Here is a 23,872-nt window from a genome sequence, read left to right as displayed (position 1 = left end):
AGTGTTACATTTTGGTACAAAAACATAAAAATACCCCCTTAAATACAATCATGTAAAATTTTAAAATTGACTGTACGGATTTTTGTCATTTAATCTAATCTACCAAAATGACATTCTTACGTGAATGAAAAGCCTAAAGGGGGATTTTGCCAAAGATGCGCAAACGCAAATAGAGTGGCTGATTTTTCCAAACAATAATTATGAGAGGGAACCATGTCTGAAAAAATCTATCCAGTACCAAATGATATCAAAAAAAATGCTTTCATTGATAACGACACTTATCAACAATGGTACCAAGAAAGCATCAATGATCCAGAAACCTTCTGGGGCAAACATGGGCGACGTATTGAATGGTTTAAACCTTATACAAAAGTAAAAAACACATCATTTAGTGGCAATGTATCAATTCGATGGTACGAAGATGGAATAACAAATGTTGCCTACAATTGCATTGATCGCCATTTAAAAAATCATGGAGACAACATCGCACTGATTTGGGAAGGAAATAATCCTTATCATGATAAAAAAATAACCTACAATGAGCTCTACGAACATGTATGTCGCTTTGCTAATCTTTTAAAAAATCACGGTATAAAGAAAGGTGACAGAGTGACCATCTATCTGCCGATGATTCCTGAAGCGATCTACGCTATGCTAGCTTGCGCTCGTATTGGCGCTATTCATTCAGTAATTTTTGCAGGCTTTTCTGCAGAAGCAATTGCAAAACGAATTGTTGATTGTCAATCAACTTTTATCATTACTGCCGACCAAAGCTTTCGTGGAGAAAAATTAATCAACTTAAAAGAAAACATTGACCAAGCCATTAAGATCGCATCCCACCATAACGTACATGTAAACCAAGTAATGGTCGTACGACGTACCAGCGGTGCAATTAATTGGGTAGAAGGACGTGATTTTTGGTATCATGAAGAGATCTGCCATACCACGACTGATTGTCCACCAGAAAAAATGAATGCTGAAGACCCACTTTTTATCCTTTATACCTCGGGTTCAACAGGCAAACCAAAAGGCGTTTTACATACTACAGCTGGTTATCTTATTTATGCATCAATAACACATCAATATGTTTTTGATTATCATCCTAATGAAATTTACTGGTGTACTGCCGATATTGGCTGGATCACCGGCCACTCTTATCTTGTTTATGGCCCTTTGTGCAATGGTGCCACTACTTTAATATTTGAAGGCATTCCAACCTTTCCAGATCAAGGCCGATTCTGGGAAATTATTGATAAGCACAAAGTCAATACACTCTATACCGCACCTACAGCTATCCGTACCTTAATGGGTGCAGGAGATTCTTTTGTTAAACGCTCTAAAAGAACATCCTTACGCCTTTTAGGAACAGTAGGTGAACCTCTTAATCCAGAAGCATGGAAATGGTTTTATCAAACCGTAGGAGAGAGTCGTTGCCCCATTCTTGATACATGGTGGCAAACAGAAACAGGGGGACATATGATCACTCCTTTGCCCGGTGCCACAGAACTCAAAGCGGGATCAGCAACACACCCTTTTTTTGGCATTCAACCACAAATTATTGATTCTGAAGGAAATATTCTTGATGGCGAAGCAGAAGGCAATCTCTGCATTATCGATTCATGGCCTGGTCAAATGCGTACTCTGTATAATGATCATGAGCATTTTATCCAAACATATTTTTCTACTTACAAGGGAAAGTATTTTACAGGCGATGGTTGTAAACGCGATAATGATGGATATTATTGGATCACAGGACGGGTTGATGATATCATCAATGTTTCTGGACACAGATTTGGAACTGCTGAAATTGAATCAGCACTCGTTTCACATCCCGCTGTCTCAGAAGCAGCTGTAGTAGGATATCCCCATACTATTAAAGGACAGGGCATATACAGCTTTATAACCCTGATGGAAGGCATAACTTCCAGTGAAGAATTGCATAAAGATCTTATAAATCATATCAGAAAGGAAATCGGATCTATTGCCATATTAGATAAAATTCAGTTTTCTTCTCAGCTACCAAAAACACGATCGGGAAAAATTATGAGACGAATTTTGCGAAAAATTGCCGAAAATAACTTCGATAACCTAGGAGATATTTCAACTCTTGCTGAACCACAAGTCGTTGATGATCTTATTGCCAACCGCCAAAATAGATAAACCACAATTTAATGCAAAATATTTGCGATAGCTTTAGCACACTCGCTAAAGCTACGCTAATATTCCTGATAAAATAAATAAGGAAAGCCATAACGATTAATGATATTATCAATATATTTCTTAATGCAAATGAGAAATGATCGAAGAAAAGTCTACAAATTTGCTAAGTGTGAAAACTGAAAAAAGCCTGCAGCAATGAAAATGAAATGCCATATAACGATTCAATATAGAAGCAGAAGTGGTAATCGAAGATGATTCATTTTGAAAATGTTGGGCTACGTTATGGTATGGGCTCTGAAATTTTACGTGATATTAGCTTTCATATTCCTGCTGGATCATTTCAATTTCTCACTGGTGCCTCTGGAGCAGGTAAAACATCGTTAATGCGTCTTATGTTTTTAGCGCTCAAACCAACCCGTGGACACATTGACTTATTTGGAACTGATACAGCATTACTGAGACGACAAGAGCTCCCTGCACTACGTCAGCGTATTGGTGTTGTCTTTCAAGATTTTCGTTTACTTGATCATATGACAATTTATGAAAATGTCTCTTTACCTTTACGTATTAAGGGACAAGAAGAAGCGACCTATCGAAGTGAAGTAGAAGATCTTTTACGTTGGGTTGGCCTTGGAAATCATATTCATGTTTTGCCACCAGTCCTTTCCGGTGGTGAAAAACAAAGAGTAGCGATTGCACGAGCACTCATTGATCAACCTGAAATCCTACTGGCTGATGAACCAACAGGAAATGTTGATCCACCTTTGGCAAAACGCCTGCTGCGTTTGTTTATTGAATTAAACCGTTTTGGAACAGCTGTTATTATTGCTACCCATGACATCGCATTGATGGAACAAGTCGCAGCACGGCGCATGATTCTCCATAATGGACGGATGACAATTCATGAATAAATCTTTCCCGATTTTTACACGTGATAACAAAAACATAACTGCGATTATTCCCAGTGATAATATTTCTGGACGAGCATTAGTTGCAGTAATTGCTATTATGACATTTCTCTCAAGCCTAGCACTAATCAGTGTTGATTTAGTAAAGCATGCTGCCAATAATTGGAGCAATCAAATTAGCTATGAAGCAACGATTCAAATACGTCCTGTTGAAAATATTGATATCGAAAAATCTCTCCGCGATGCAGTGAAATTGGTTAAAACATTTCAAGGAGTACAAGACGCTAAAATTGTTGACCAAAAAGCCACTGAAAAATTACTCGAACCATGGCTAGGAACAGGCCTAACCTTAAATGAATTACCACTTCCCCGACTCATAATCGTAACTCTGAAAGAGAATGAAAAGATTAACTTTCGTGCAATCAACCAAGCCATCAAAACACAAATCCCAGGAGGACAGTTTGATGATCACCGTAATTGGGTAAACCGTTTTGCAACAATGGCACAGACAACTGTTTTTATTGGTATTTCAATTTTAGTACTAGTTTTAGGTTCTCTCATCCTCACAATTATCTTTGCCACACGCAATGCTCTGGTAGAGAATGCTCATATTATTAACGTATTATATTTCCTTGGAACGGAAACCATGTTCATTGCTAGACAATTTGACTGGCATTTCTTTAAAACTGCACTACGTGGTGCATTATATGGTAGTGCTACAAGCATATTCCTGTTTGGTGCTTTTTCTTTCTGGACAGACTATAACCTAGGTAAAATAGAAGCTAGCCAAATAACCGCTTTGTTTGGGCATTTTTCATTTTATTCTATTCCATATGGCAAAATCATCAGCCTGATTATTTTTGTTTCTTTTCTTACTATGTTTACAAACAGAATCACTATTTTGGCGCAACTAAAAAAAATGGATCAAAGCGAAAACGGCTTATTTTAATTTTATGATCAATAACTCACGCAACTCAAAATCATCAATACATGATAATCTAAAGCGTTCCGTTCCAAAGAGTACTACATGCAATATACAGTATTTTCAGTACTTGTTTCGTTATTTACCTCCAACAGTACTTTCTCTTTTAATGATAGCTATCTTTTTTTGCATTAGTTTCATTATTTTTTCTGAAAAAACTGAGCAACTCAAACCACCAAATCCTTTACAAAAAGCAGATGCGATTATTGTTCTAACAGGTGGAGAAAATCGAGTAGAGACAGGACTAAAGCTATTGCAACAAAAGCTTGGTTCACGGCTATTAATCAGCGGAGTAAATACAACAACTAATATCGATAGATTCACACGTATCACCTATATTAACCCCAATCTCTTCGCTTGTTGCGTTGACATTGGACATAAAGCAACCAACACAAAAGGAAATGCCGAAGAAAGTGCTGCTTGGATCAAAAAACATAATTATCAAAACATTTATGTTGTCACCCATGATTATCACATGTGGCGCTCCTTGCGCGAACTTAAGCACTTAATGCCTGATGTAAATTTTATTGCTTATCCCGTAAAAAAAACTGGCAAAGAAAGCACGATACAACAAATGAACCAAATACGCATTCTTGCACTTGAATATATCAAAACTATTGGGGTACACGTCAGAACTGCCTTTTGATTATTGTATTAAATTGTGTACCTTTTTTAACAAGATTTGAATGCGTAGACTACAATCACGGTTTGTTTTAAGCTACAGAAACATGAAATCTTGCACAATAATAATCACCTAATATCTTGCACGTTATAGCACAGATTGATTGTGATTTTGCTCTCTTTTCTTTGCAATAAATTGCTCCCATAAAATTTGTTTTATTAAAAATAAAGCCACTACTCAAAATAAGAACTACTGTTTTTAATACAAATTTTGGCATGAACCATTTATCAAGCAAACAGAAAAATATCTATTTACCCCACTTCACGAACTGATTGTTTTGTTACTGCAAACATCCCATTAGCACTGTATACATAAACTAAGATACTAAGTACCTGATATAAATTGCATTGCCTATCTATAAAAAAGATACAACAAACCAATCAAAATAGTATCATCTTCTTAATGAGTAAACTTTCTCATTAACGCACTAGTAAGTGTTACAATCGTTACAGTCACAATTCTTCTTGCACATCACGATGCTTAATCGCGCGAAAGAGCAACAACAGGATCAAGACGTGAAGCTTGCCGTGCTGGTGAAAAACCAAAACAAACACCGATTATAGTAGAAAAAGTAAGAGCTATGATGATCGACTCAATTGTATAAGACAAGTGGATAGGTGCCTGAAACAGCAAAAACAAACCACCAACAGAAAATCCAAACAGGATTCCAAAACCACCACCAATTACACAAACTAAAATCGCTTCAATTAAAAATTGTTGCAAAATATCACTCTGGCGCGCGCCAACCGCCATACGCACACCGATTTCATTAATCCGTTCAGAAACAGTAACCAGCATAATGTTCATTACCCCAATACCTCCAACAATTAACGAAATAGCTGCAATTGAAGATACTAAAAGTGTTAAAACATTTGTACTTTCCATGATCCGATCACGAAAAAATTCTGAATTTCTAATGAAGAAATCTTTTTCACCATGCCGCATAATTAAAAAACGCTTAACCATAGTTTCTGCTAACTGTGAATCAACATCATCAGCAATCTTAACCGTAATGGCACGAACCTGTGTTGTTCCAAGAAAACGCGTTTGCAGTGCTGTGTAGGGCAAATAAACCTGTAACGTACTGGATACACCTCCACTATTTTGGGAAGCTACAACACCAACAATGCGCGCTGGCACTTTACCAACATGTACGATTTTACCAATAGGACTTTCACGACTATGAGGAAAAAGAACAGCAATTGCTTCTTTTTCAATCACTAAATCCACTTCCCGATCTTGTACACTTTTTTTATCAAATAACCGTCCTTCAATAACACTCAGCCCCTGTGTCTGAAAATATTGTTCTCCTACTCCTATAATCACAGAATTAGCCTCAACTGAGCCAGAACGTATCATCGAATTTGCTGAAATCTGAGGTGTTACGCCAGAAACATAAGACAACTTAGAGAGGGCTTCTGCATCTGCTTCAACTAAACTGGTAATCTTCTCTGATTGTGGATCAGAAAAGCTTTTCCCAGGCAAAATTGTCAATGTATTAGACCCCAAGCTCTTAAAATTTTCTAAGATTGTTTCCCGTGTACCATTACCTAGAGCAACCATAGAAATAATAGCTCCAATACCGATAATCACGCCAAGCATTGTTAAAAAAGTCCGCATCCGATGCGCATTCATTGCTAACAAAGCCATCATAAACGCTTCACGAAAACGTTCAATAAAAGAACGAAAAAAACCTACTGCTTTCTGATCTTTTAGATTCTGCTTCTTATAAGGAGAAAGACTTTCATCCTTTATTTTTGCAACCTTCGATACAGTATCGGCAATAATTTCTCCATCTCTGATTTCAATAATACGATCAGCTCTTTTAGCAACTTGCATATCGTGGGTTACAATAATAATGGTGTGCCCTTCTTGATGAAGCTCATCCAAAATACATAATACTTCTTGACCACTCTGTGTGTCTAATGCACCAGTTGGTTCATCCGCAAGAATGATTTCAGCATTATTCATTAAAGCACGAGCAATAGACACACGCTGCTGCTGACCACCTGAAAGCTGGTTTGGACGATAATTCATCCGATCTCTCAGACCTAAGCGTATTAGAAGATCCTGTGCACGTTTTTTTCTTGTTGCTACGTCACACCCTGCATAAATAGCTGGAATTTCAACATTGCCAAGAGCTGTCAATTCATTTAATAAATGATAACGTTGGAAAATAAATCCAAAATGATTGCGCCGTAAAGCTGACAATTCATCAGCAGAAAGAGTGGCTGTTTCTTTACCTGAAACCAGATAACGACCAGAATTTGGTTTATCAAGGCATCCTAAAATATTCATCAATGTGGATTTTCCTGAACCGGAAGTTCCTACAATAGCCACCATTTCACCACGTTTAATGGTGAGATTGATGTTTTTCAAGACAGTAACGAATATGTCACCTGCAGGAAATTTTCGTACAATATTCTCCAAAATGAGGACATCATCTGCTTGCTCTGTTTTCATGGATTAGATCTCGTCTTCACTATATATATCAGAAGACTCTGGCATCGTCCCATCATGCACACCAGTAATCACCACATCACCCTCATTTAAGCCTGACACAATCTCTGCCATTACCTTATTATTAAGACCAACAGTTACCTCTTTCGCAACAACATTATTGCGCTTATCCAAAATAGAAACCCACGCTTTACGCTCTTTTGTCTCATCGCGTAAAGCATCACTTGGCACCAATAAAACATTCTGAGCACGACCAAGTATAATATGAACTTGGGCAGTCATATAAGTCCGCAAAAAATTATCCTTATTATCAATATGTACAATTCCATTATAATAAACTGCTGACGACGTTAAAGAATTAGAATTGCCTATCATACCAGGATTAATGCTCACATCAGTACGTATCGATTCAGGTGCCGGCTCTATCCTTTCCAAAGTTCCTTCATATCGACGCTGTGAATTTCCTAAAACCGTTAAATAAATAGGTTGTCCAGAATGAACTTTAAGAATATCTGCTTCTGAAATTTGTGCTTTTATAGTCATTTTCGATAAATCGCCTAAAATAACAATTGTTGGTACAGATTGAACTGCATTCACATTCTGTCCTTCTTCAACAACTGTTGCTAAAACTGTTCCCGCTGAAGGAGCAGTTATTCGCGTATAACTTAAATTGACTTCTGCACTATCCACGTCAATTTGTGCTTGAGAAATTTGCTCTCGAAGCTGAATAATCTGCGCTTCACGTATTTTTACTTGTGCTATAGATTCATCAAGATTAGCTCGTGAAACAGCATGTACTTCAATCATTTTTTTTTGACGTTCTAAATTTTTCTGTGCAAGTGCAAGATAAGCCTCTTGTTCCTTCAAGCTTGCATGATAATGAGATAATGCTGCTTTTTTTCTTTTCAGATCATTTTCCTGATCTGTAGAGTCAATTTCTGCTAAGAGATCTCCTTCTTTCACAACACTTCCTGGAAAAACAGGCATCGACACTACGCGACCTGTCGTACGTGCACCTACCGCAACCAACCGATAGGGACGCAAAAGACCATACGCTAAAACGCTTTCCTCAATATCACCACGCTTCACAACTGCTGTCATGTAAGTTGGCATAGACGTTCCAAAAATAAGAGAACGGAGCCACAAAAATAAAACGACAACGAGCATACCAGTTAAAAATAGGAAAAGTTTTTTGCGTTTCATAATAGCATTTTTAATTAAACTTCTTTTCATTTCCCTACCTTTATACGTGAATGGGTAACACCATCAACCACTTCTGAACGTGATACATCAATCGAACCATCCCAGCCACCGCCCAACGCTTTCATCAACGCAATATATCTAGTAACCAAAGAAACACGACTGTCTTGAAGCGCTAATTGTGAAGAATAATAAGAACGATCAGCATTTAATAATTCAAAAAAACTAGTATTTCCATTGTTAAAAAGACGTCGTGAAATTTCTAATGAACGTAGATAAGCTGCGTCAGCAACTATAAGCTTTTCTAGGTGCTGATGTTCCTTGATTAATCTAACAAGCGCATTTTCTACATCTTCAAGAGCTTCCAATACGGCAGCCCGATAACTGATAAAAGCTTGATCACGCTGTGCACGAGCAACAGCAACTGATGCTACACCTTGTCCTCCATTAAAAAACGGTAAACGAATGCTGGGTCCAAAAGACCATCCAATCGTTGAATTTTTCCATAATTGGCCGATCGACATTGCTGTTGTTGAAATATTACCTGTTAAAGTAAGTGATGGATAAAGCTCTGCTTCACGTTGACCAATAAGTGCCGTAGCTCGTGCATATTGGCGTTCCGCACGTCGTAAATCTGGGCGTGTTAACAAAATATCGGCCGGAATTCCTGCCGATATCGGCCATTTCGGTTGCGGAATCTGCACTTGCTTAGCATTCTGTTGCAAAAGATCCTTCAAAGCGGTAGGCACATAACCAGTTAAAACAGAAAGGCGATGGATGCTCATTGCCACATTAGCTTCTGTCTGTGATATATCTGCCTCTGTATTTGCCATTTGCGCTTGTGCGTTTGAAACATCAAGCTCTGAAGCATCTCCAGCTATTAATTTAGCACGTACCAACTCAAATGTCTTACGCTGTAAGGAAGCAACTTTCTGCACAAGCAACAATTTTTGTTGCCAACCGCGCATTTGAACATAATTTGTTGCCACATCTCCTAGCAATGTGACCATTGTGGCATACATATCTTCAACAGCAGCATCAAGACCGTAACGAGCTGCCTCAACAGCACGTTTATGCCCACCAAAAAAATCAAGCTCCCAGCTAGCATCAAAACCACTACGATATTGACTTAATGACGTATCAGATTGTCCAGAACTGCGGATTTTCGAAATTGAACTGGACATACTCGGTAAAAGAGATCCAATAGTTTGACCCAAACTAGCACGCGCTTCACGAACACGTGCTTTTGCAACAGCAACATTATTATTTCCAGCAATCGCATGATCAATTAACATATTTAAAATTGGATCATTGAGACTTCGCCACCATCCAGCAAGAACAACCGGATGCTTCGACATCTGCTTAGACTGTTGCCCCCAAACTTGCGGAACATTAAAAGATGTTTTGCGATAATCAGGACCAACCATACATCCTGACAACACAAAACAACAGAAAAAAGCACTACTAAATAAAACCCTCGAAGTTACCCACTTAAAATTTCTGATTTGCATTAAACTTCCCGCATGTTTTCAGAATCAATTTATTAATATTTTACTTTCAGAGTAAATTCTATTAATATTTTACTTTCAGAGTAAATATTTCAAACTTATCTTGAAAAATCAAATACTGTTTTTACAGGAACATGATCTGAAGGTTGATCCCACCCCCGTGAATCACGAAAAATGGAAAGATCTGAGATAAAAGGAAGAAGATCTGGCGAGGCCCAGATATGATCAAGCCGACGACCGCGATTAGAAAGCGCCCAATCGCGTGCACGATAGCTCCACCATGTATAAAGCTTGGCAGGAATAGGAAAATGTATACGCATCAAATCCACCCACCCACTTTGACGGCATATAGATTGTAAACTTTCTGTTTCAATTGGCGTATGACTTACGACCTTCAACAATTGATGATGAGACCACACATCATCGGCTAAAGGAGCAATATTCAAATCACCAACCAAAAGAGAAGATAGACCGTCTCCCTGATCAGCTTTAATAGAAGACATTTCTTCTAAAAAATCAAGTTTATGACGAAATTTTTCATTTACGTCAGCATCAGGTACATCACCTCCAGCGGGAACATAAAAATTATGAATCCGTATTCCTCTGCCATAAACTTCAATAACAACAGAAATGTAACGACAATCTTCTTTTTGACAAAAGAAACGTTTTTCAACACTCTTAAAAGGCAAACGAGAAATAATCGCCACCCCATTGTAAGATTTTTGCCCACTCAGTGCGATATATTGATAGCCAGCGGCTTCAAAAGCCTCTCGTGGGAATAAATCATCTGGACATTTTGTCTCTTGTAAACATAAAACATCCACCGCAAATATATTCAGATACTGAAAAACCTGCGAAAGACGCAAACGAACAGAATTGATATTCCAAGTAGCAATGCGAAAAAACATTTGTTTTAAGTACGGTGACGTGAGGAAGAAATATTCTTACTTGGCAGTGTAAACACTCCATCAGCAAATCTAACACCTGTCCGTACATTTAGGATTTGAACAGTGGTTTCCAAATTTTGTTGATCAATAATCGTCCACTGTCGCAAAGCATAATTTCTGGAATCAAATATCATCTTTATTTGCCCCTTACCAAGACTTTGATCCTGCAGAACTATAGTAACCGCTCCTGGATCTTCGCGGAATGATAATAAACGTCCTGATGATAAGTCAACTCTATCGTCTAACAAAAATTTCATCGGCGTATACAAGAGCTGTGAATAACTCCAAGTATTTAAAGCACGATTATTAACTCCAACAAATTTACCATCTGCTATAATTTGTAAAGGTATTTTTTTGTAAATAAAACGAATCTTTCCTGGACGTTCCAAATAAAATGTTCCCTCAGTCATGGCTCCCTTTGGACTAAACTGAATAAAATCGCCTGTCATCGTTTTAATCGCTGCAAAATGGTTAGCTACATTCTGCGCTTTTGCCACTTGATTAGCTGATTGTGAAAAAGCAGGAAAAGCTAAGCACCAAAAGATAATGAATACAGAAAACCCTAGTATGCTTTTTTGTGGTAAAAGAGACGTTTTCATAAAAATGCTCCAAAGCAGTACGATTAACACTAAACATAGGAAGTAAATAATAGCTCAATACCATTTAATTAAGAATAATGTTTGAAAAAGCCATAAAAATACTTTAACCTTTAAAAGGTTCTTCTTCAGAAGGTATTAAAATTTCTCGTTTACCTACGTGATTGGCTGAGCTAATAATACCTTCTTCTTCCATTCGCTCAATCAATGAGGCGGCGCGGTTATAGCCGATGCCTAAACGGCGTTGAATATAAGAGGTTGAAACCTTACGATCACGAAGAACAACAGCAACAGCTTGACTATAGGGATCATCTGCAGAAGAAGAATTCAAGGAAACATCAATACTATTTTCTGCAGTTTCTTGCGTAATAGTTTCCAAATATTCAGGACGTGCCTGAGATTTGAGATGCGCTACAACCTGCTCCACTTCATCATCCGCAACAAAAGGCCCATGGACACGCTGTATACGACTTCCTCCCATCATGAAGAGCATATCTCCCTGTCCTAACAATTGCTCAGCTCCCTGCTCGCCAAGAATTGTTCTACTATCAATTTTTGAACTAACAGAAAAAGAAATACGTGTGGGAAAATTGGCTTTAATAGTCCCCGTAATTACATCCACTGAAGGACGTTGCGTGGCCATAATAACATGAATACCAGCAGCACGTGCCATTTGTGCTAAGCGTTGAACAGCTCCCTCAATATCTTTACCAGCAACCATCATCAAATCCGCCATTTCATCAATAATAACAACAATATACGGCATTGGGCTTAAATTGAGTATCTCGGTTTCGTAAAGGGGTTTACCAGTCTCGTGATCAAATCCAACTTGAACTGTACGCGTCATAGTTTCACCCTTACTTTCAGCCTCTTTTAGACGTGCATTAAACCCATCTACGTTACGAACACCAACCTTTGACATTTTGCTGTAACGATCTTCCATTTCACGCACAGCCCACTTCAGAACAATCACTGCTTTTTTAGGATCTGTTACAACTGGTGTTAACAAATGTGGAATACCATCATAAACTGAGAGTTCAAGCATTTTCGGATCAACCATGATTAAACGACATTGCTCAGGTGTCATCCGATAAAGAAGCGACAAAATCATGGTATTAATAGCGACAGATTTACCAGATCCTGTTGTACCTGCCACTAAAAGATGCGGCATTTTTGCTAAATCCGCAATAACCGTTTCACCACCTATTGTCTTCCCTAAAGCAAGCCCCAATTTTGCTTTGCTATTCGCAAACTCTTGTGCTTGCAAAATTTCACGTAAATAAACCATCTCACGTGTTGCATTGGGCAATTCTATTCCAATAACATTCCGTCCTGGAACTACAGCAACCCGTGCTGAAATCGCACGCATAGAACGGGCAATATCATCTGATAAACCAATGATGCGGGACGATTTAATACCAGCAGCTGGCTCAAATTCATACAAAGTCACTACTGGACCAGGGCGTGCATCAATAATTTTTCCTTTAACCCCAAAATCCAACAAAACATTTTCAAGTTCATGAGAATTTGCTTTTAGAGCCGAAGGAGAAAGTTTAGCATCCCTTGTTACCGGCGGAGCAATCGAAAGATAGTCTAAAAGGGGAAGAAGGAAACCATCTTTTGAAGAAACCATTAAAGGTTTAAAAACACTGTTTTTAACGAGAGAAACGGGAGCTTTATTTTTATGCCTATCACATTGTATTTCTTCATCAAAAAAAACTGGTTCAATTCGGTCAAACGACCAGCCTGATTTCTTAAGATGATTATTGAACGAAAAAAAACGAAAAATCCGTGCTTGTAAAAAATAAAGAAAATGCAAAACTGCACCTATAGCTGTGACAAAAAAACCATGCCGCACTTTATCCTCAGAATCTTCCGCATCTTCTGACATATCAAAATCTGAGTCTACAATTTCGACCTTCCTAGTGTTTTTAACCTTTCTTTCATATCTCTGACGTCTCCACACCACATTACCGGCAAAAACAGCCAGTAAAAGACCTAAAAATGTGGAAGCAACTCCTAACAACACTTTCTGAAAAGAAGAGTGAAGGACAGGAAAAATTAAATGAGCAGCGTTTAAAATTTTGTCACCTAAAACACCTCCAAGACCAATTGGCAGGGGCCAGTATGTAAAAGAGCTAATAGGTGTCATAAGAGCAAAAGACACTAAAAAACAAATTGTCGACACCGCCCATAAAAAAAGGCGAAAAATCAAATTGTGAATATCCTTCTGTGCTAGCAAAAGGAATGACCAAAATAATGGTGGTAGTAAAACACCAATACTTGCCAAACCAAAAAACTGCATGGCAAAATCTGAAAAAACTGCGCCTGACCACCCCATAAAATTTGTAATTTCATTCATATTTGCCTGAGTTAACGATGGATCGGAAACATTCCAAGTTGCCAAAGCAAAAACACAAAAAATCATAAAGCCAAAAAGCCCAAGACCGATGAAGACACCAATCTGACGTAAAAACATTTCAATAAGTCGAAAACTTTGAGAATTTGGCATTTTTAATAAATCATACGGAGTAAAACTTTAGTTCATCCATCAACCACAAACAAAAAACCTTATGCATTTTGCACAAAAGAGCTGAAAAATCATAACTCAGAAATATTAATACAGTTTTAACCATCATAACTATAACAATTTCCTTTAATGTTATGCAAAAAATGATATTAAAGGAAAGTATCCATTTTATTTAATAGCTCATAAACTGTGTAAAAGTAGAAAGAAGGATTGTGTATACTGATCCAAATGAAGACATAAAGCTCCATCAAGATACAAAACACTGTGATATTCTCATCGTAGGTGGTGCAGCTATTGGTCTAACACTTGCAATAGCGGTTAAGCAAGCTGCTCCTTATATAAAAATTAATATCGTTGATGCAGCCCCTCAAGAAAATACCTTTGTCCCCAATATACGAGCAATCGCCCTTGCTGCTGCTTCTATTCGTATGTTTAAGCAATTGCAATGTTGGGAACATATAGAACCTCATGCCCAACCCATTCATTCTATGATAATCACTGATGCCTGTGCAAATGATCCTGTTAAACCAGTTTTTTTAACCTTTGAAGGAGATGTTACTCCTAATGAGCCTTTCGCTGCTATGGTTGAATATAAAAATCTTATAGGTGCCTTAAAAAAACGTGTAAAAGATCTAGGCATTACTTTCATTGAAAATACACGTGCCTTTGATTTTTACCAAAAAGATCAGCATACAACTGTTACCTTAAGTAATGAAGAAATCTGGAAAACTAGATTGTTGATTGCAGCAGACGGAGTACATTCCAAATTGCGTGAAAAAGCGGGTCTTAAAAACTTTTCTCATTCCTATAAACAAACAGCAATAATCTGCACAATTGAGCATGAAAAACCCCATCAAGGTCAAGCAATACAACATTTTTTACCCGCTGGCCCCTTCGCTTTTCTTCCGCTTAAAGGAAATCGATCAGCTATTGTATGGAATGAGCACCATAAAACTGCTCAATATTATCTAAAAGCTGATGCATTTATTTTTGAAACAGAAATCGAAAAACGTATAGGTCATAGATTTGGAAAAATATCGTGGAATGGCGAACGTCAAGCTTTTCCTTTAACTCTTTCTTTAACACGCCAATTCATTAAACCCCGTTTTGCTCTTATTGGCGATTCCGCACACACAATTCATCCCATTGCAGGACAAGGACTTAATTTAGGTTTACGAGATAGCGCCGCTCTCGCCGAAGTTATTGTAGAAACAGCACGGCTCGGTCTTGATATTGGATCTCTTATTGCCCTAGAACGCTACCAAAGCTGGAGACGTTTTGAAATGGTACGAATGGCTCTGAGTAATGATTGGCTTAATCAACTATTTTCTAATGATAACCTCTTGTTGCGAATGCTTCGTGATGTCGGACTTGGAATCGTTAACCACATGCCAAAAATGAAACAATATTTCATCCAAGAAGCTGCTGGGCTTACCCCTAATGCTCCACGCCTTTTACACGGACTGCCGCTTTAAGCAAAACAGCAGTAAACCAACGCTCCTGCTTAAAATGAAGCCATAAAAATCAACTACCCGATTTTATATCTTTCTCATAAGATTTTTTTCATAACTTGAAATAAATAAAAAAATTTCATTGTTTAATTGCATATCACCCAAGAGCATACTCAACAAATGCCCAGATATAGTGTCGTATTCTTCAACGACATGATAGAGAAAGAATAAGAAACAATCTCATTAATTCATTATAAGATTTTAGTAAAATCTGTTATGATATAGATGTAAAGTTGCCCATGCTACGGTCATTACCGCAGAACTTAATGAGTTTCTGTATCTAACAAATGATAAATGAGGACAAATAAAAGACATAAAATTGCCTAATTTTTCTTTTGTTTGAAACGACCTTTCATTTTTGACTGACCTGTTATAAGGAGCTGTAGAAACGGATTGGCTTGCGCTGTACGCTGTAAAATTTACCTACCCAAGCATCTTAACATATAGGCTCAGCATTTTAATACATAACTATATGTTGCAAATGCATATTGCTGATGTAGGATTAATGTCCTAACATTATTGTGAATAGCGCATACATGCTATGTTATTTCTAGTTCTTCAAGTGAATAACCACTCTCCAACCATTCTTTAATCCATTTAGGTTTGCGCCCACGACCATTCCATAATTCCCATTGGTTATTAGGATTTCTATAATGGCGCTCTTTTCTCACAAGATCAGCAATATCAATTCCGTGCATATTAGCGATTTCAAGGATTTTTCGCCGCGCATTTTGCTTTTCCTTTGCTTGCCGTTTCTTTAATTCGATATCAATTTGAGCACGCATTTCTTGTAGCTCATCGAAATTCATATTTTTGAGATCATTCACCTTAATTACTCCCCTTGCAAAAAAGAATTATGTTTTGTCATATTTTAAACACAATTATAGACAATTTCTGCCTATTTGTTATCGAAATTAGAAATACGATAAATATATTGCTTTCATGGAGATATGTTTTGGACTACAAAAAATTCCTTATTTGTGTCTCGGATATGACTGCCATATTCTTTTTCAGCTTAATTGCTGAAATTGAAAATAGGGTTGTTGGATCTCCATTACGCCTTTCTAATTATCGTGAACAAGCGGCTGAAAGTGGTTATAAATTGCTAATTTATAAACTATGGCAATACTCAGCAAAGAACAAGCCCTATGTGCATAACAATGTAGCGATTCGTTTTAGCAAGAACGGGTATGCTGTTCAACGATCGATTCCTATTTTATATCAACCATATGCGGAACAAGAGAAATTGGCGAAGAGTCACTTTACGCGATCGGCTTCGATTGGTGAAGAAAAGAAACCTTTGCTTGGATGTGCATCATCTTTTTTGGAAATGAATATGCGTAATATCAGCGGTGGTTGTAACCGTGGTGTACTTGGCTTTATGCTCTCTATCTGCGAAGTTAGATGTTTATTAGCGCGTATTATGCATCTTTTTCAAAACAGTGGAATCGATTGTAATAGCAGGCAATATTTTGGATTAAAAAATCTCACTCTACGAATCTCTCATTCTATAATATGGCGGTTATCGGAAGATCTGCAAGAAACCTTTTCTCACGTGAGTCGCATTTTCTATCATGGAGTGCGTTGTCAATGATTATTTCAGATTTTATGATGCTTGCTACTGCATGTGCTCCAGCCATTCACCCGATAACACTTTCAGCTGTTGTTATGAAAGAGTCGCGGGGTGATGTGTATGCAGTGAGTATCAACAATCATCAGAAGATATCGCCTCAACCATCCTCGTTTGAAGAGGCAATAACAACAGCTGAGCAACTTAGGCATGATGGTCATAATTTAAACATAGGTTTGGGACAAATAAGTGTCAAAAATCTTGAGTGGCTTGGTATGTCTCTTTCGGATTTGTTTAACCCCTGCAAAAATCTCGAGGCTATCCAAATTATTTTAACTCACTGCTATGAACGCGCAAAATTGGAGTACGACTCTGAACAATCTGCCTTGAAAGATGCGTTGAACTGTTACAGCGTAGGAAATGGTGAGCGTGGCTTTGCTATGCAAAAAATTGCTTCATATGTTGGGGTTGAAGTTCCTGCTCTCGCGTCTATAGGAGATGAAGAACAGGAGTTTGTAAAACTTAACACTGGAGAACCCAAAAAACTTGTTAAAATGAAATCTGGTTCTGTCACTTCTCGAGAAGAGCTAGAAGATGCATTTACCAATGAAGCAAGTGGTGTGCATGATGCTTTTACAGCAAAATATCGTTCTTCATCTGAAAAATCGCAAGAATAACGGTTACTACTTTATAAATTAGATCTATAATTTTGATAGGATATCATAATGCAAGGTAGATAAGAGAATATTAAGGCTCTAATTGATAGATTGAACGAAATCTATTTTAAATTGAGGGTCAAAAATAATGAAAATGATAGAACAAAGCAGTGTTGATATGGCATTTAGTCAAAAAGTAGCACGTGAAGTTACAATTGTAATGCGCTCAGAAAGAGAATGGTACTTTACGTTTATTGCAGATAATCCAGTGACTGGCCAAACAAACAAATACACGCTTCTTACGCAGAGAGGAAAATTGAGGACTTGGGCTGATCCTAAATATCTTTTTAAATTTCTTCGTGAGCGGGGGGTTATTTGTGGCAATTTTAATCTTAATCAGGACGAACAACATGAAAAAATCAAATATCTTTCAAAATATTAATGGGAAAATTATTGGGGTTACCGCAACAGCAGCTGCGTTTTTTATGACTCATCCTGTGTATGCTCAAATTCAAAAATTGAAAAATGCTGAAACAGCTTTGAAAACGGTGCAAAGCGACCTGAAAGAAATTTTCCCTATCGCTGCTGCTGTCATACTGCTGGGTCTAGCAATAGGTTATGCAGGTCGTTTTATCGAAAAAGGTACATTCGTACGGTGGTCAATTGGTGTCATAGTGGCTGGATCAGCAACCGCACTCAGTGATTTATTGTTTAAGGCTACTTAAATACATAATAAAGCTACGTAATACCAAAGTATTCTATTATTTCAAAAATCTATTTTGGTAACTTCACGGGTATAAAAATACTATTAAAACAATTTTAATTTTAATCGGGATAATTAAAATGAAGAAATTTAATACTCTCAAATCAAAGGTCAACAACGGAGTTATTGCAGCTGCTGTAACGGTTGCTATGTTTTTTATGGCTCGTCCTGTATATGCTCAAGTTCAAAAATTAACTAATGCTAAAACAGCTTTGGACACAGTGCAAAGCGACCTGAAAGAAATTTTCCCTATCGCTGCTGCTGTCATACTGCTGGGTCTAGCAATAGGTTATGCAGGTCGTTTTATCGAAAAAGGTACATTCGTACGGTGGTCAATTGGTGTTATAGTGGCTGGATCAGCAACCGCACTCAGTGAACTGTTGTTTAAGGCTACTTAAAGACATAATAAAGCTATGTAATACCAAAGTATTCTATTATTTCAAAAATCTATTTTGGTAACTTCACGGGTATAAAAATACTATTAAAACAATTTTAATTTTAATCGGGATAATTAAAATGAAGAAATTTAATACTCTCAAATCAAAGGTCAACAACGGAGTTATTGCAGCTGCTGTAACGGTTGCTATGTTTTTTATGGCTCGTCCTGTATATGCTCAAGTTCAAAAATTAACTAATGCTAAAACAGCTTTGGACACAGTGCAAAGCGACCTGAAAGAAATTTTCCCTATCGCTGCTGCTGTCATACTGCTGGGTCTAGCAATAGGTTATGCAGGTCGTTTTATCGAAAAAGGTACATTCATACGGTGGTCAGTTGGTGTTATAGTAGCTGGATCAGCAACCGCACTCAGTGAACTGTTGTTTAAGGCTGCTTAGATACATCAATAAGCTGCATAATACAAAGTATTCTTGTTATTCAAAAAATCTATTTTAGCAATTTTATGAATATAAATACTGCCAAAAACAGTTTGAATCTTAATTAGGATAATGAAAATGAACAAATTTAACACTTTCCAATCAAAGATTAGTGACAAGTTTATTACAGCTATTGTAACGGTTGTTGTGTTTTTTATGTCTCATCCTGTATGTGCTCAAGTTACAAAATTGAAAAATGCTGAAACAGCTTTGAAAACGGTGCAAAGCGACCTGAAAGAAATTTTCCCTATCGCTGCTGCTGTCATACTGCTGGGTCTAGCGATAGGTTATGCAGGTCGTTTTATCGAAAAAGGTACATTCGTACGGTGGTCAATTGGTGTTATAGTAGCTGGATCAGCAACAGCACTCAGTGAGCTATTGTTTAAGGCTTGAGAAAATAATGAAAATGATAGCACGAAGTATTTTTCGCTATTCAAAAAAGATACTCTTGTTCGACAGTTTTTGATCCATTAGCGATGTTTTAACTTATGCTGCAAAACTTATACTGCAAAAGGAAATATCGTTTATGACAACTTCAATTATAATGAGGATGAAAAACATGAAACAATCAAGTGCTTTGCAAGCAAGAGCTGATAGTAAGATTGGTACTGCTTTTGCAACTGCAATTATATTCTTAGTAACTCAATCTGTGTATGCGCAAACAAAAACAAAAGACATGGATATTTTAATCTGTATGCAATATGGACTCAGTACGATTGTTCCTCTAGCTGCTGCTGTCATTTTTGTATTTCTATTAATTATCTATATATTTCGTCTTATTGCAAAAGCTACATTCGCACGATGGGCACTCAGCATTATTATCGCTGGTGTAGCATTCTATATTAGTCATATATTATTCCACATTAGCTAATCGGATCAATTTATGAAATCACAAAAACATGAAGAATTTCCTTTATTCAAGGGAGCCACTCGCGTACCAACAATTTTTGGTGTACCGATGATGGCGCTCATGGTTATGGTTATAGGTGTAGCCATTGTGGCCATGACAATAAATATCTTCTTGTGGCTTATCGCCCCACCATTATGGTTTATCATGGTACAAATTACCAAAAATGATGATAAAGCGTTTCGTATCTGGGGGTTATGGATTGATACCAAATTTCGTAACCGCAACAAAAGCTTTTGGGGTGCATCAAGTTATAGTCCCTCTAATTATCGCAAAAGGAGATAAGCATGAAGGCTGTTGAAAGCAGCAAACTGCTCGCATCAGAAACGCCGGTGAGTCTGTTTCTACCTTATTCGCATCACGTGACAGACACAATTATCTCTACCAAAAATGCAGAGTATTTGTCAGTTTGGAAGCTTGATGGACGTTCACATCAAAGCGCTTCAGAAGAAGATATTTTTCAGTGGATCAAAGAACTAAATAATGCCTTACGTGGTGTTGCATCAGCTAATTTGTCATTATGGACACATATTGTGCGCCGTCGCGTTTATGAATATCCCGATTCAACATTTGATAAAATGTTTTGTTACCAGCTCGATGAAAAATATCGACAAAGTTTTGCTGGTTATAATTTAATGGTTAATGATCTATATTTGACGATCATTTTTCAACCGATAGCTGACAAAATTATGTCATTTTTTTCTCAACATGAGCGCGAAACACTCGATCAAAAAAAGATGCGGCAAGAGTCGTGTATAAAGACTCTTAATGATATCAACCGTACTTTAGGTCAATCGTTGAGACATTATGGTGCTGAATTACTCGGTGCTTATGAAAAAAATGGTCATGCTTATTCTTCTGCCCTTGAATTTCTTGGAATGCTTGTCAATGGTGAATATCGGCCTATGCCGATCTGTCAAGATCGTTTTGCTGACTATATGTCCATCAATCGTCCTTTCTTTTCAAAATGGGGAGCCCTTGGTGAGTTACGCACAACTACCGGAATCCGCCGGTTTGGTATGATGGAAATTAAAGAGTATGATGCTACAACCAGACCAGGCCAATTAAATGCTTTGTTAGAAAGCGATTTTGAATTTGTGCTAACACAGAGTTTCTCTATACTTTCACGACATGCTGCTAAAGATTATTTACAACGGCATCAACGTAATCTTATTGATGCCCGCGATGTGGCAACAAGCCAAATTGCACAGATTGATGAAGCTCTAAATCAACTTATAAGTGGCCATTTTGTCATGGGTGAGCATCATTGCACATTAACTGTTTACGGCGATACAATCCAACAGGTTCGTGATTATATGGCAAAGGCAAGTGCAGCTATGTTAGATGCCGCAGTATTACCAAGACCTGTAGATCTCGCTATAGAAGCTGGTTATTGGGCACAGCTGCCAGGAAATTGGAAATGGCGTCCACGCCCTGCTCCAATTACGTCACTCAATTTTTTGTCATTTTCATCTTTTCATAATTTTATGTCAGGAAAACCAACCGGTAATCCGTGGGGACCAGCGGTTACAATTCTTAAAACAACAAGTAAAACGCCACTTTATTTTAATTTTCATGCCTCTAAGCTTGAAGAAGATGCAACTGATAAAAGACTACTCGGTAATACCGCACTTATCGGACAATCTGGTTCTGGTAAAACTGTCTTGCTTGGTTTTTTGTTGGCACAAGCGCAAAAATTTAAACCGACAACTGTTGTTTTTGATAAAGATCGCGGTATGGAAATTGCTATTAGAGCAATGGGTGGGCGGTATTTACCGTTTAAAACAGGACGACCAAGTGGTTTTAATCCATTTCAGCTTCCACCTACACAAGATAATCTAATTTTTCTTAAACAATTTGTTAAAAAATTGGCGGAAGCAGGTGGTGAAGTTACACACCGTGATGAAGAGGAAATTAACCAAGCCGTTACAGCGATTATGAGCGATAACATTGATAGGTCGCTCCGTCGTTTGTCTTTTCTGGTGCAATTTTTACCAAATCCACGGTTAAGTGATTATGATGCGCATCCGACTGTTCACGCTCGTTTAGTAAAATGGTGTGAAGGTGGTGATTATGGGTGGTTATTTGATAATTTAACTGATGCGCTTGATTTATCAACACATCAAATTTATGGCTTTGATATTACTGAATTTTTGGATAATCCAGAAACCCGTACTCCAGTAATGATGTATTTGCTTTATCGCACTGAAGGGATGATTAGTGGGCAAAGATTCATGTACATTTTCGATGAATTTTGGAAATCTTTGCAAGATCCGTATTTTGAAGATTTAGCAAAAAACAAACAAAAGACTATTCGGAAACAAAATGGTATTTTTGTTTTTGCTACACAAGAACCTGGTGACGCATTGGAGAGTAATATTGCCAAAACACTTATTCAGCAATGTGCAACTTATATTTTTCTGGCCAATCCCAAGGCAAATTATGAAGACTATACAGAAGGATTCAAATTAACAGATGCTGAATTCGAACTTGTCAAGGGACTTGGGGAATTTAGCCGCCAATTCCTCATAAAACAGGGGGATCAGTCTGCGCTTGCAGAATTAAATTTAGGCAAATTTCAAGTAAAAGTTGATGGAAAAATTATCGAGCGCGACTTTAGTGATGAACTCTTGGTGTTATCGGGCACGCCCGATAATGCGGAGTTGGTAGAAACTATTATCGCTGAAGTCGGTGACGATCCAGCCGTATGGTTACCAATTTTTTTACAACACGTAAAAACTGAAAGGAGAACAATATGAAAAAGCAAATTGTTTCAGTAGCGATAGCAGTGGTTCTTGGAACATCAAGCCTAGTAACAGCAGGGTCTTGGTTTGGAGCTGGTGCGACAGATTTGGACAAATCAGTTATGTCTTCCAATTGGCTTTTTGGGAACTTCAATAAAAGATCACAACCAAAATCACATACTCCAAAAAAATCTACTCCATCGCAGGATTATGAGCAAATTCTTAATTTAATGAAACAACAGCTTGAAATAAAGAAGAAACAATTTGAACAAGATGAAAAAATATATAAATCTATAACAGAAAACAGAAAATTTGGTGCCCTGCGGACAAATCACGGTAGTTTTTTTCTCAAAAATCCACAAGAGATTTATAACCAAGCTAATAATTCTGATATATCAACATTGTTAGGAAGTGTTCGACGTGAAGAAGAAATTTCTGATTCTGCTAAAGGAACGCGTGATTCCATCAGTCAACGCAGCCAACATGCAGCTATCGTCGATAAAGCAATCAGTTTGCAAACTCTCCAAGAAACAGAAAATCGTTTTAAACAACTTGCAGAACTACTAGAAGAAATCGATAAAACAAAAGATCTAAAAAGTATTGCTGAATTGCAGGCGCGTATCAAAGGCGAATTAGCTCTGATACAGAACGAAGCCACAAAATTGCAAATGATTGGGCATCTACGTAATGCGGAACATACGCTCATAAGTCAACAAAAACATAAACGTAATATGAAAATTCTTAATAATAAAAATACGAAAATGCCAACTATACGATCTATACGATGAAACATTTCCTGACTGATGATTTCACTGATTTTTCTTATTCTTTCTTCTCATAAAAATGAAAAGAGATACACAATATTCGATGGCGTC

At 37.4% G+C, this 23,872-nt stretch carries 23 protein-coding genes; 16 read left to right on the top strand and 7 right to left on the bottom strand.

Annotated elements, in window-relative coordinates; all coding sequences use genetic code 11:
• The first annotated feature begins 213 nt into the window (after nucleotides 1-213).
• From acs to V3565_RS03970, 4 genes are all read left to right on the top strand, one after another.
• On the top strand, nucleotides 214-2,160 hold the full coding sequence (gene acs / locus V3565_RS03985; protein WP_455477922.1) for an acetate--CoA ligase: 1,947 nt from the start codon (nucleotides 214-216) through the stop codon (nucleotides 2,158-2,160).
• Nucleotides 2,161-2,411: 251 nt separating this feature from the next.
• Entirely contained in the window at nucleotides 2,412-3,071 is a 660-nt protein-coding gene (ftsE, locus tag V3565_RS03980; RefSeq protein WP_455477921.1) for a cell division ATP-binding protein FtsE, read from the top strand.
• Nucleotides 3,064-4,017 carry a cell division protein FtsX gene (locus V3565_RS03975; RefSeq protein WP_455477920.1) on the top strand — a complete coding sequence of 318 codons (954 nt, stop codon included), beginning with the start codon at nucleotides 3,064-3,066 and terminating at the stop codon, nucleotides 4,015-4,017. The genes ftsE and V3565_RS03975 overlap by 8 nt, the downstream gene beginning before the upstream one ends.
• A gap of 4 nt (nucleotides 4,018-4,021) precedes the next feature.
• Nucleotides 4,022-4,696, top strand: coding sequence for a YdcF family protein (locus tag V3565_RS03970; protein WP_455477919.1), 675 nt, complete (start codon nucleotides 4,022-4,024; stop codon nucleotides 4,694-4,696).
• 516 nt (nucleotides 4,697-5,212) lie between these two features.
• On the opposite strand, the gene V3565_RS03965 is transcribed toward V3565_RS03970, so the two are convergent.
• The 6 genes from V3565_RS03965 to V3565_RS03940 form a co-directional block, all read right to left on the bottom strand.
• Nucleotides 5,213-7,195: a MacB family efflux pump subunit gene (locus V3565_RS03965; protein WP_455477918.1), complete on the bottom strand. Its 1,983-nt coding sequence runs from the start codon at nucleotides 7,193-7,195 to the stop codon at nucleotides 5,213-5,215.
• Between the two features lie 3 nt (nucleotides 7,196-7,198).
• Entirely contained in the window at nucleotides 7,199-8,425 is a 1,227-nt protein-coding gene (locus tag V3565_RS03960; protein ID WP_455477917.1) for an efflux RND transporter periplasmic adaptor subunit, read from the bottom strand.
• Nucleotides 8,422-9,903, bottom strand: coding sequence for an efflux transporter outer membrane subunit (locus V3565_RS03955; RefSeq protein ID WP_455477916.1), 1,482 nt, complete (start codon nucleotides 9,901-9,903; stop codon nucleotides 8,422-8,424). Before V3565_RS03955 ends, V3565_RS03960 begins: the two co-directional genes overlap by 4 nt.
• Before the next feature lie 95 nt (nucleotides 9,904-9,998).
• Nucleotides 9,999-10,808: an exodeoxyribonuclease III gene (locus V3565_RS03950; RefSeq protein ID WP_455477915.1), complete on the bottom strand. Its 810-nt coding sequence runs from the start codon at nucleotides 10,806-10,808 to the stop codon at nucleotides 9,999-10,001.
• Nucleotides 10,809-10,813: 5 nt separating this feature from the next.
• Nucleotides 10,814-11,446 carry a LolA family protein gene (locus V3565_RS03945; RefSeq protein ID WP_455477914.1) on the bottom strand — a complete coding sequence of 211 codons (633 nt, stop codon included), beginning with the start codon at nucleotides 11,444-11,446 and terminating at the stop codon, nucleotides 10,814-10,816.
• A gap of 103 nt (nucleotides 11,447-11,549) precedes the next feature.
• Complete coding sequence (locus tag V3565_RS03940) at nucleotides 11,550-13,955, bottom strand: DNA translocase FtsK 4TM domain-containing protein (protein ID WP_455477913.1); 2,406 nt, start codon at nucleotides 13,953-13,955, stop codon at nucleotides 11,550-11,552.
• 230 nt (nucleotides 13,956-14,185) lie between these two features.
• On the opposite strand from V3565_RS03940, the gene V3565_RS03935 reads away from it, so the two are divergent.
• Nucleotides 14,186-15,448: a ubiquinone biosynthesis hydroxylase gene (locus V3565_RS03935; RefSeq protein ID WP_455477912.1), complete on the top strand. Its 1,263-nt coding sequence runs from the start codon at nucleotides 14,186-14,188 to the stop codon at nucleotides 15,446-15,448.
• A 575-nt stretch (nucleotides 15,449-16,023) separates the two neighbouring features.
• On the opposite strand, the gene V3565_RS03930 is transcribed toward V3565_RS03935, so the two are convergent.
• On the bottom strand, nucleotides 16,024-16,311 hold the full coding sequence (locus V3565_RS03930; RefSeq protein WP_455477911.1) for an H-NS histone family protein: 288 nt from the start codon (nucleotides 16,309-16,311) through the stop codon (nucleotides 16,024-16,026).
• 164 nt (nucleotides 16,312-16,475) lie between these two features.
• Here V3565_RS03930 and V3565_RS03925 point away from each other — a divergent pair, with 164 nt between their 5' ends.
• From V3565_RS03925 to V3565_RS03875, 11 genes are all read left to right on the top strand, one after another.
• Nucleotides 16,476-17,078 carry a hypothetical protein gene (locus tag V3565_RS03925; RefSeq protein WP_455477910.1) on the top strand — a complete coding sequence of 201 codons (603 nt, stop codon included), beginning with the start codon at nucleotides 16,476-16,478 and terminating at the stop codon, nucleotides 17,076-17,078.
• Nucleotides 17,075-17,731: a lytic transglycosylase domain-containing protein gene (locus V3565_RS03920; protein WP_455477909.1), complete on the top strand. Its 657-nt coding sequence runs from the start codon at nucleotides 17,075-17,077 to the stop codon at nucleotides 17,729-17,731. The genes V3565_RS03925 and V3565_RS03920 overlap by 4 nt, the downstream gene beginning before the upstream one ends.
• Nucleotides 17,732-17,858: 127 nt before the next feature.
• Nucleotides 17,859-18,152, top strand: a complete 294-nt coding sequence (gene korA, locus V3565_RS03915; RefSeq protein ID WP_455477908.1) for a KorA family transcriptional regulator — start codon at nucleotides 17,859-17,861, stop codon at nucleotides 18,150-18,152.
• On the top strand, nucleotides 18,121-18,435 hold the full coding sequence (gene trwL, locus V3565_RS03910; protein WP_455477907.1) for a VirB2 family type IV secretion system major pilin TrwL: 315 nt from the start codon (nucleotides 18,121-18,123) through the stop codon (nucleotides 18,433-18,435). Before korA ends, trwL (V3565_RS03910) begins: the two co-directional genes overlap by 32 nt.
• Nucleotides 18,436-18,553: 118 nt before the next feature.
• Nucleotides 18,554-18,871, top strand: coding sequence for a VirB2 family type IV secretion system major pilin TrwL (gene trwL, locus V3565_RS03905; protein WP_455477906.1), 318 nt, complete (start codon nucleotides 18,554-18,556; stop codon nucleotides 18,869-18,871).
• Between the two features lie 118 nt (nucleotides 18,872-18,989).
• The gene (gene trwL, locus V3565_RS03900) at nucleotides 18,990-19,307 is read left to right on the top strand and encodes a VirB2 family type IV secretion system major pilin TrwL (protein ID WP_455477905.1); all 318 of its coding nucleotides are present in this window, start codon (nucleotides 18,990-18,992) and stop codon (nucleotides 19,305-19,307) included.
• A gap of 117 nt (nucleotides 19,308-19,424) precedes the next feature.
• Complete coding sequence (gene trwL / locus V3565_RS03895) at nucleotides 19,425-19,739, top strand: VirB2 family type IV secretion system major pilin TrwL (RefSeq protein WP_455477904.1); 315 nt, start codon at nucleotides 19,425-19,427, stop codon at nucleotides 19,737-19,739.
• A gap of 166 nt (nucleotides 19,740-19,905) precedes the next feature.
• Complete coding sequence (locus V3565_RS03890) at nucleotides 19,906-20,217, top strand: conjugal transfer protein (protein ID WP_455477903.1); 312 nt, start codon at nucleotides 19,906-19,908, stop codon at nucleotides 20,215-20,217.
• Nucleotides 20,218-20,229: 12 nt separating this feature from the next.
• Nucleotides 20,230-20,538 carry a type IV secretion system protein VirB3 gene (locus V3565_RS03885; RefSeq protein ID WP_455477902.1) on the top strand — a complete coding sequence of 103 codons (309 nt, stop codon included), beginning with the start codon at nucleotides 20,230-20,232 and terminating at the stop codon, nucleotides 20,536-20,538.
• A gap of 2 nt (nucleotides 20,539-20,540) precedes the next feature.
• A complete protein-coding gene (locus V3565_RS03880; RefSeq protein ID WP_455477901.1) occupies nucleotides 20,541-23,012 on the top strand; it encodes a VirB4 family type IV secretion/conjugal transfer ATPase in 2,472 nt (823 codons plus the stop codon).
• The gene (locus tag V3565_RS03875) at nucleotides 23,009-23,785 is read left to right on the top strand and encodes a type IV secretion system protein (RefSeq protein ID WP_455477900.1); all 777 of its coding nucleotides are present in this window, start codon (nucleotides 23,009-23,011) and stop codon (nucleotides 23,783-23,785) included. Before V3565_RS03880 ends, V3565_RS03875 begins: the two co-directional genes overlap by 4 nt.
• The last annotated feature ends 87 nt before the right edge of the window (nucleotides 23,786-23,872 follow it).

This window comes from Bartonella sp. B10, assembly GCF_053794435.1.
Note: the sequence above shows the minus strand (reverse complement) of the source record. Positions and strands in the feature narration are given on the sequence as shown.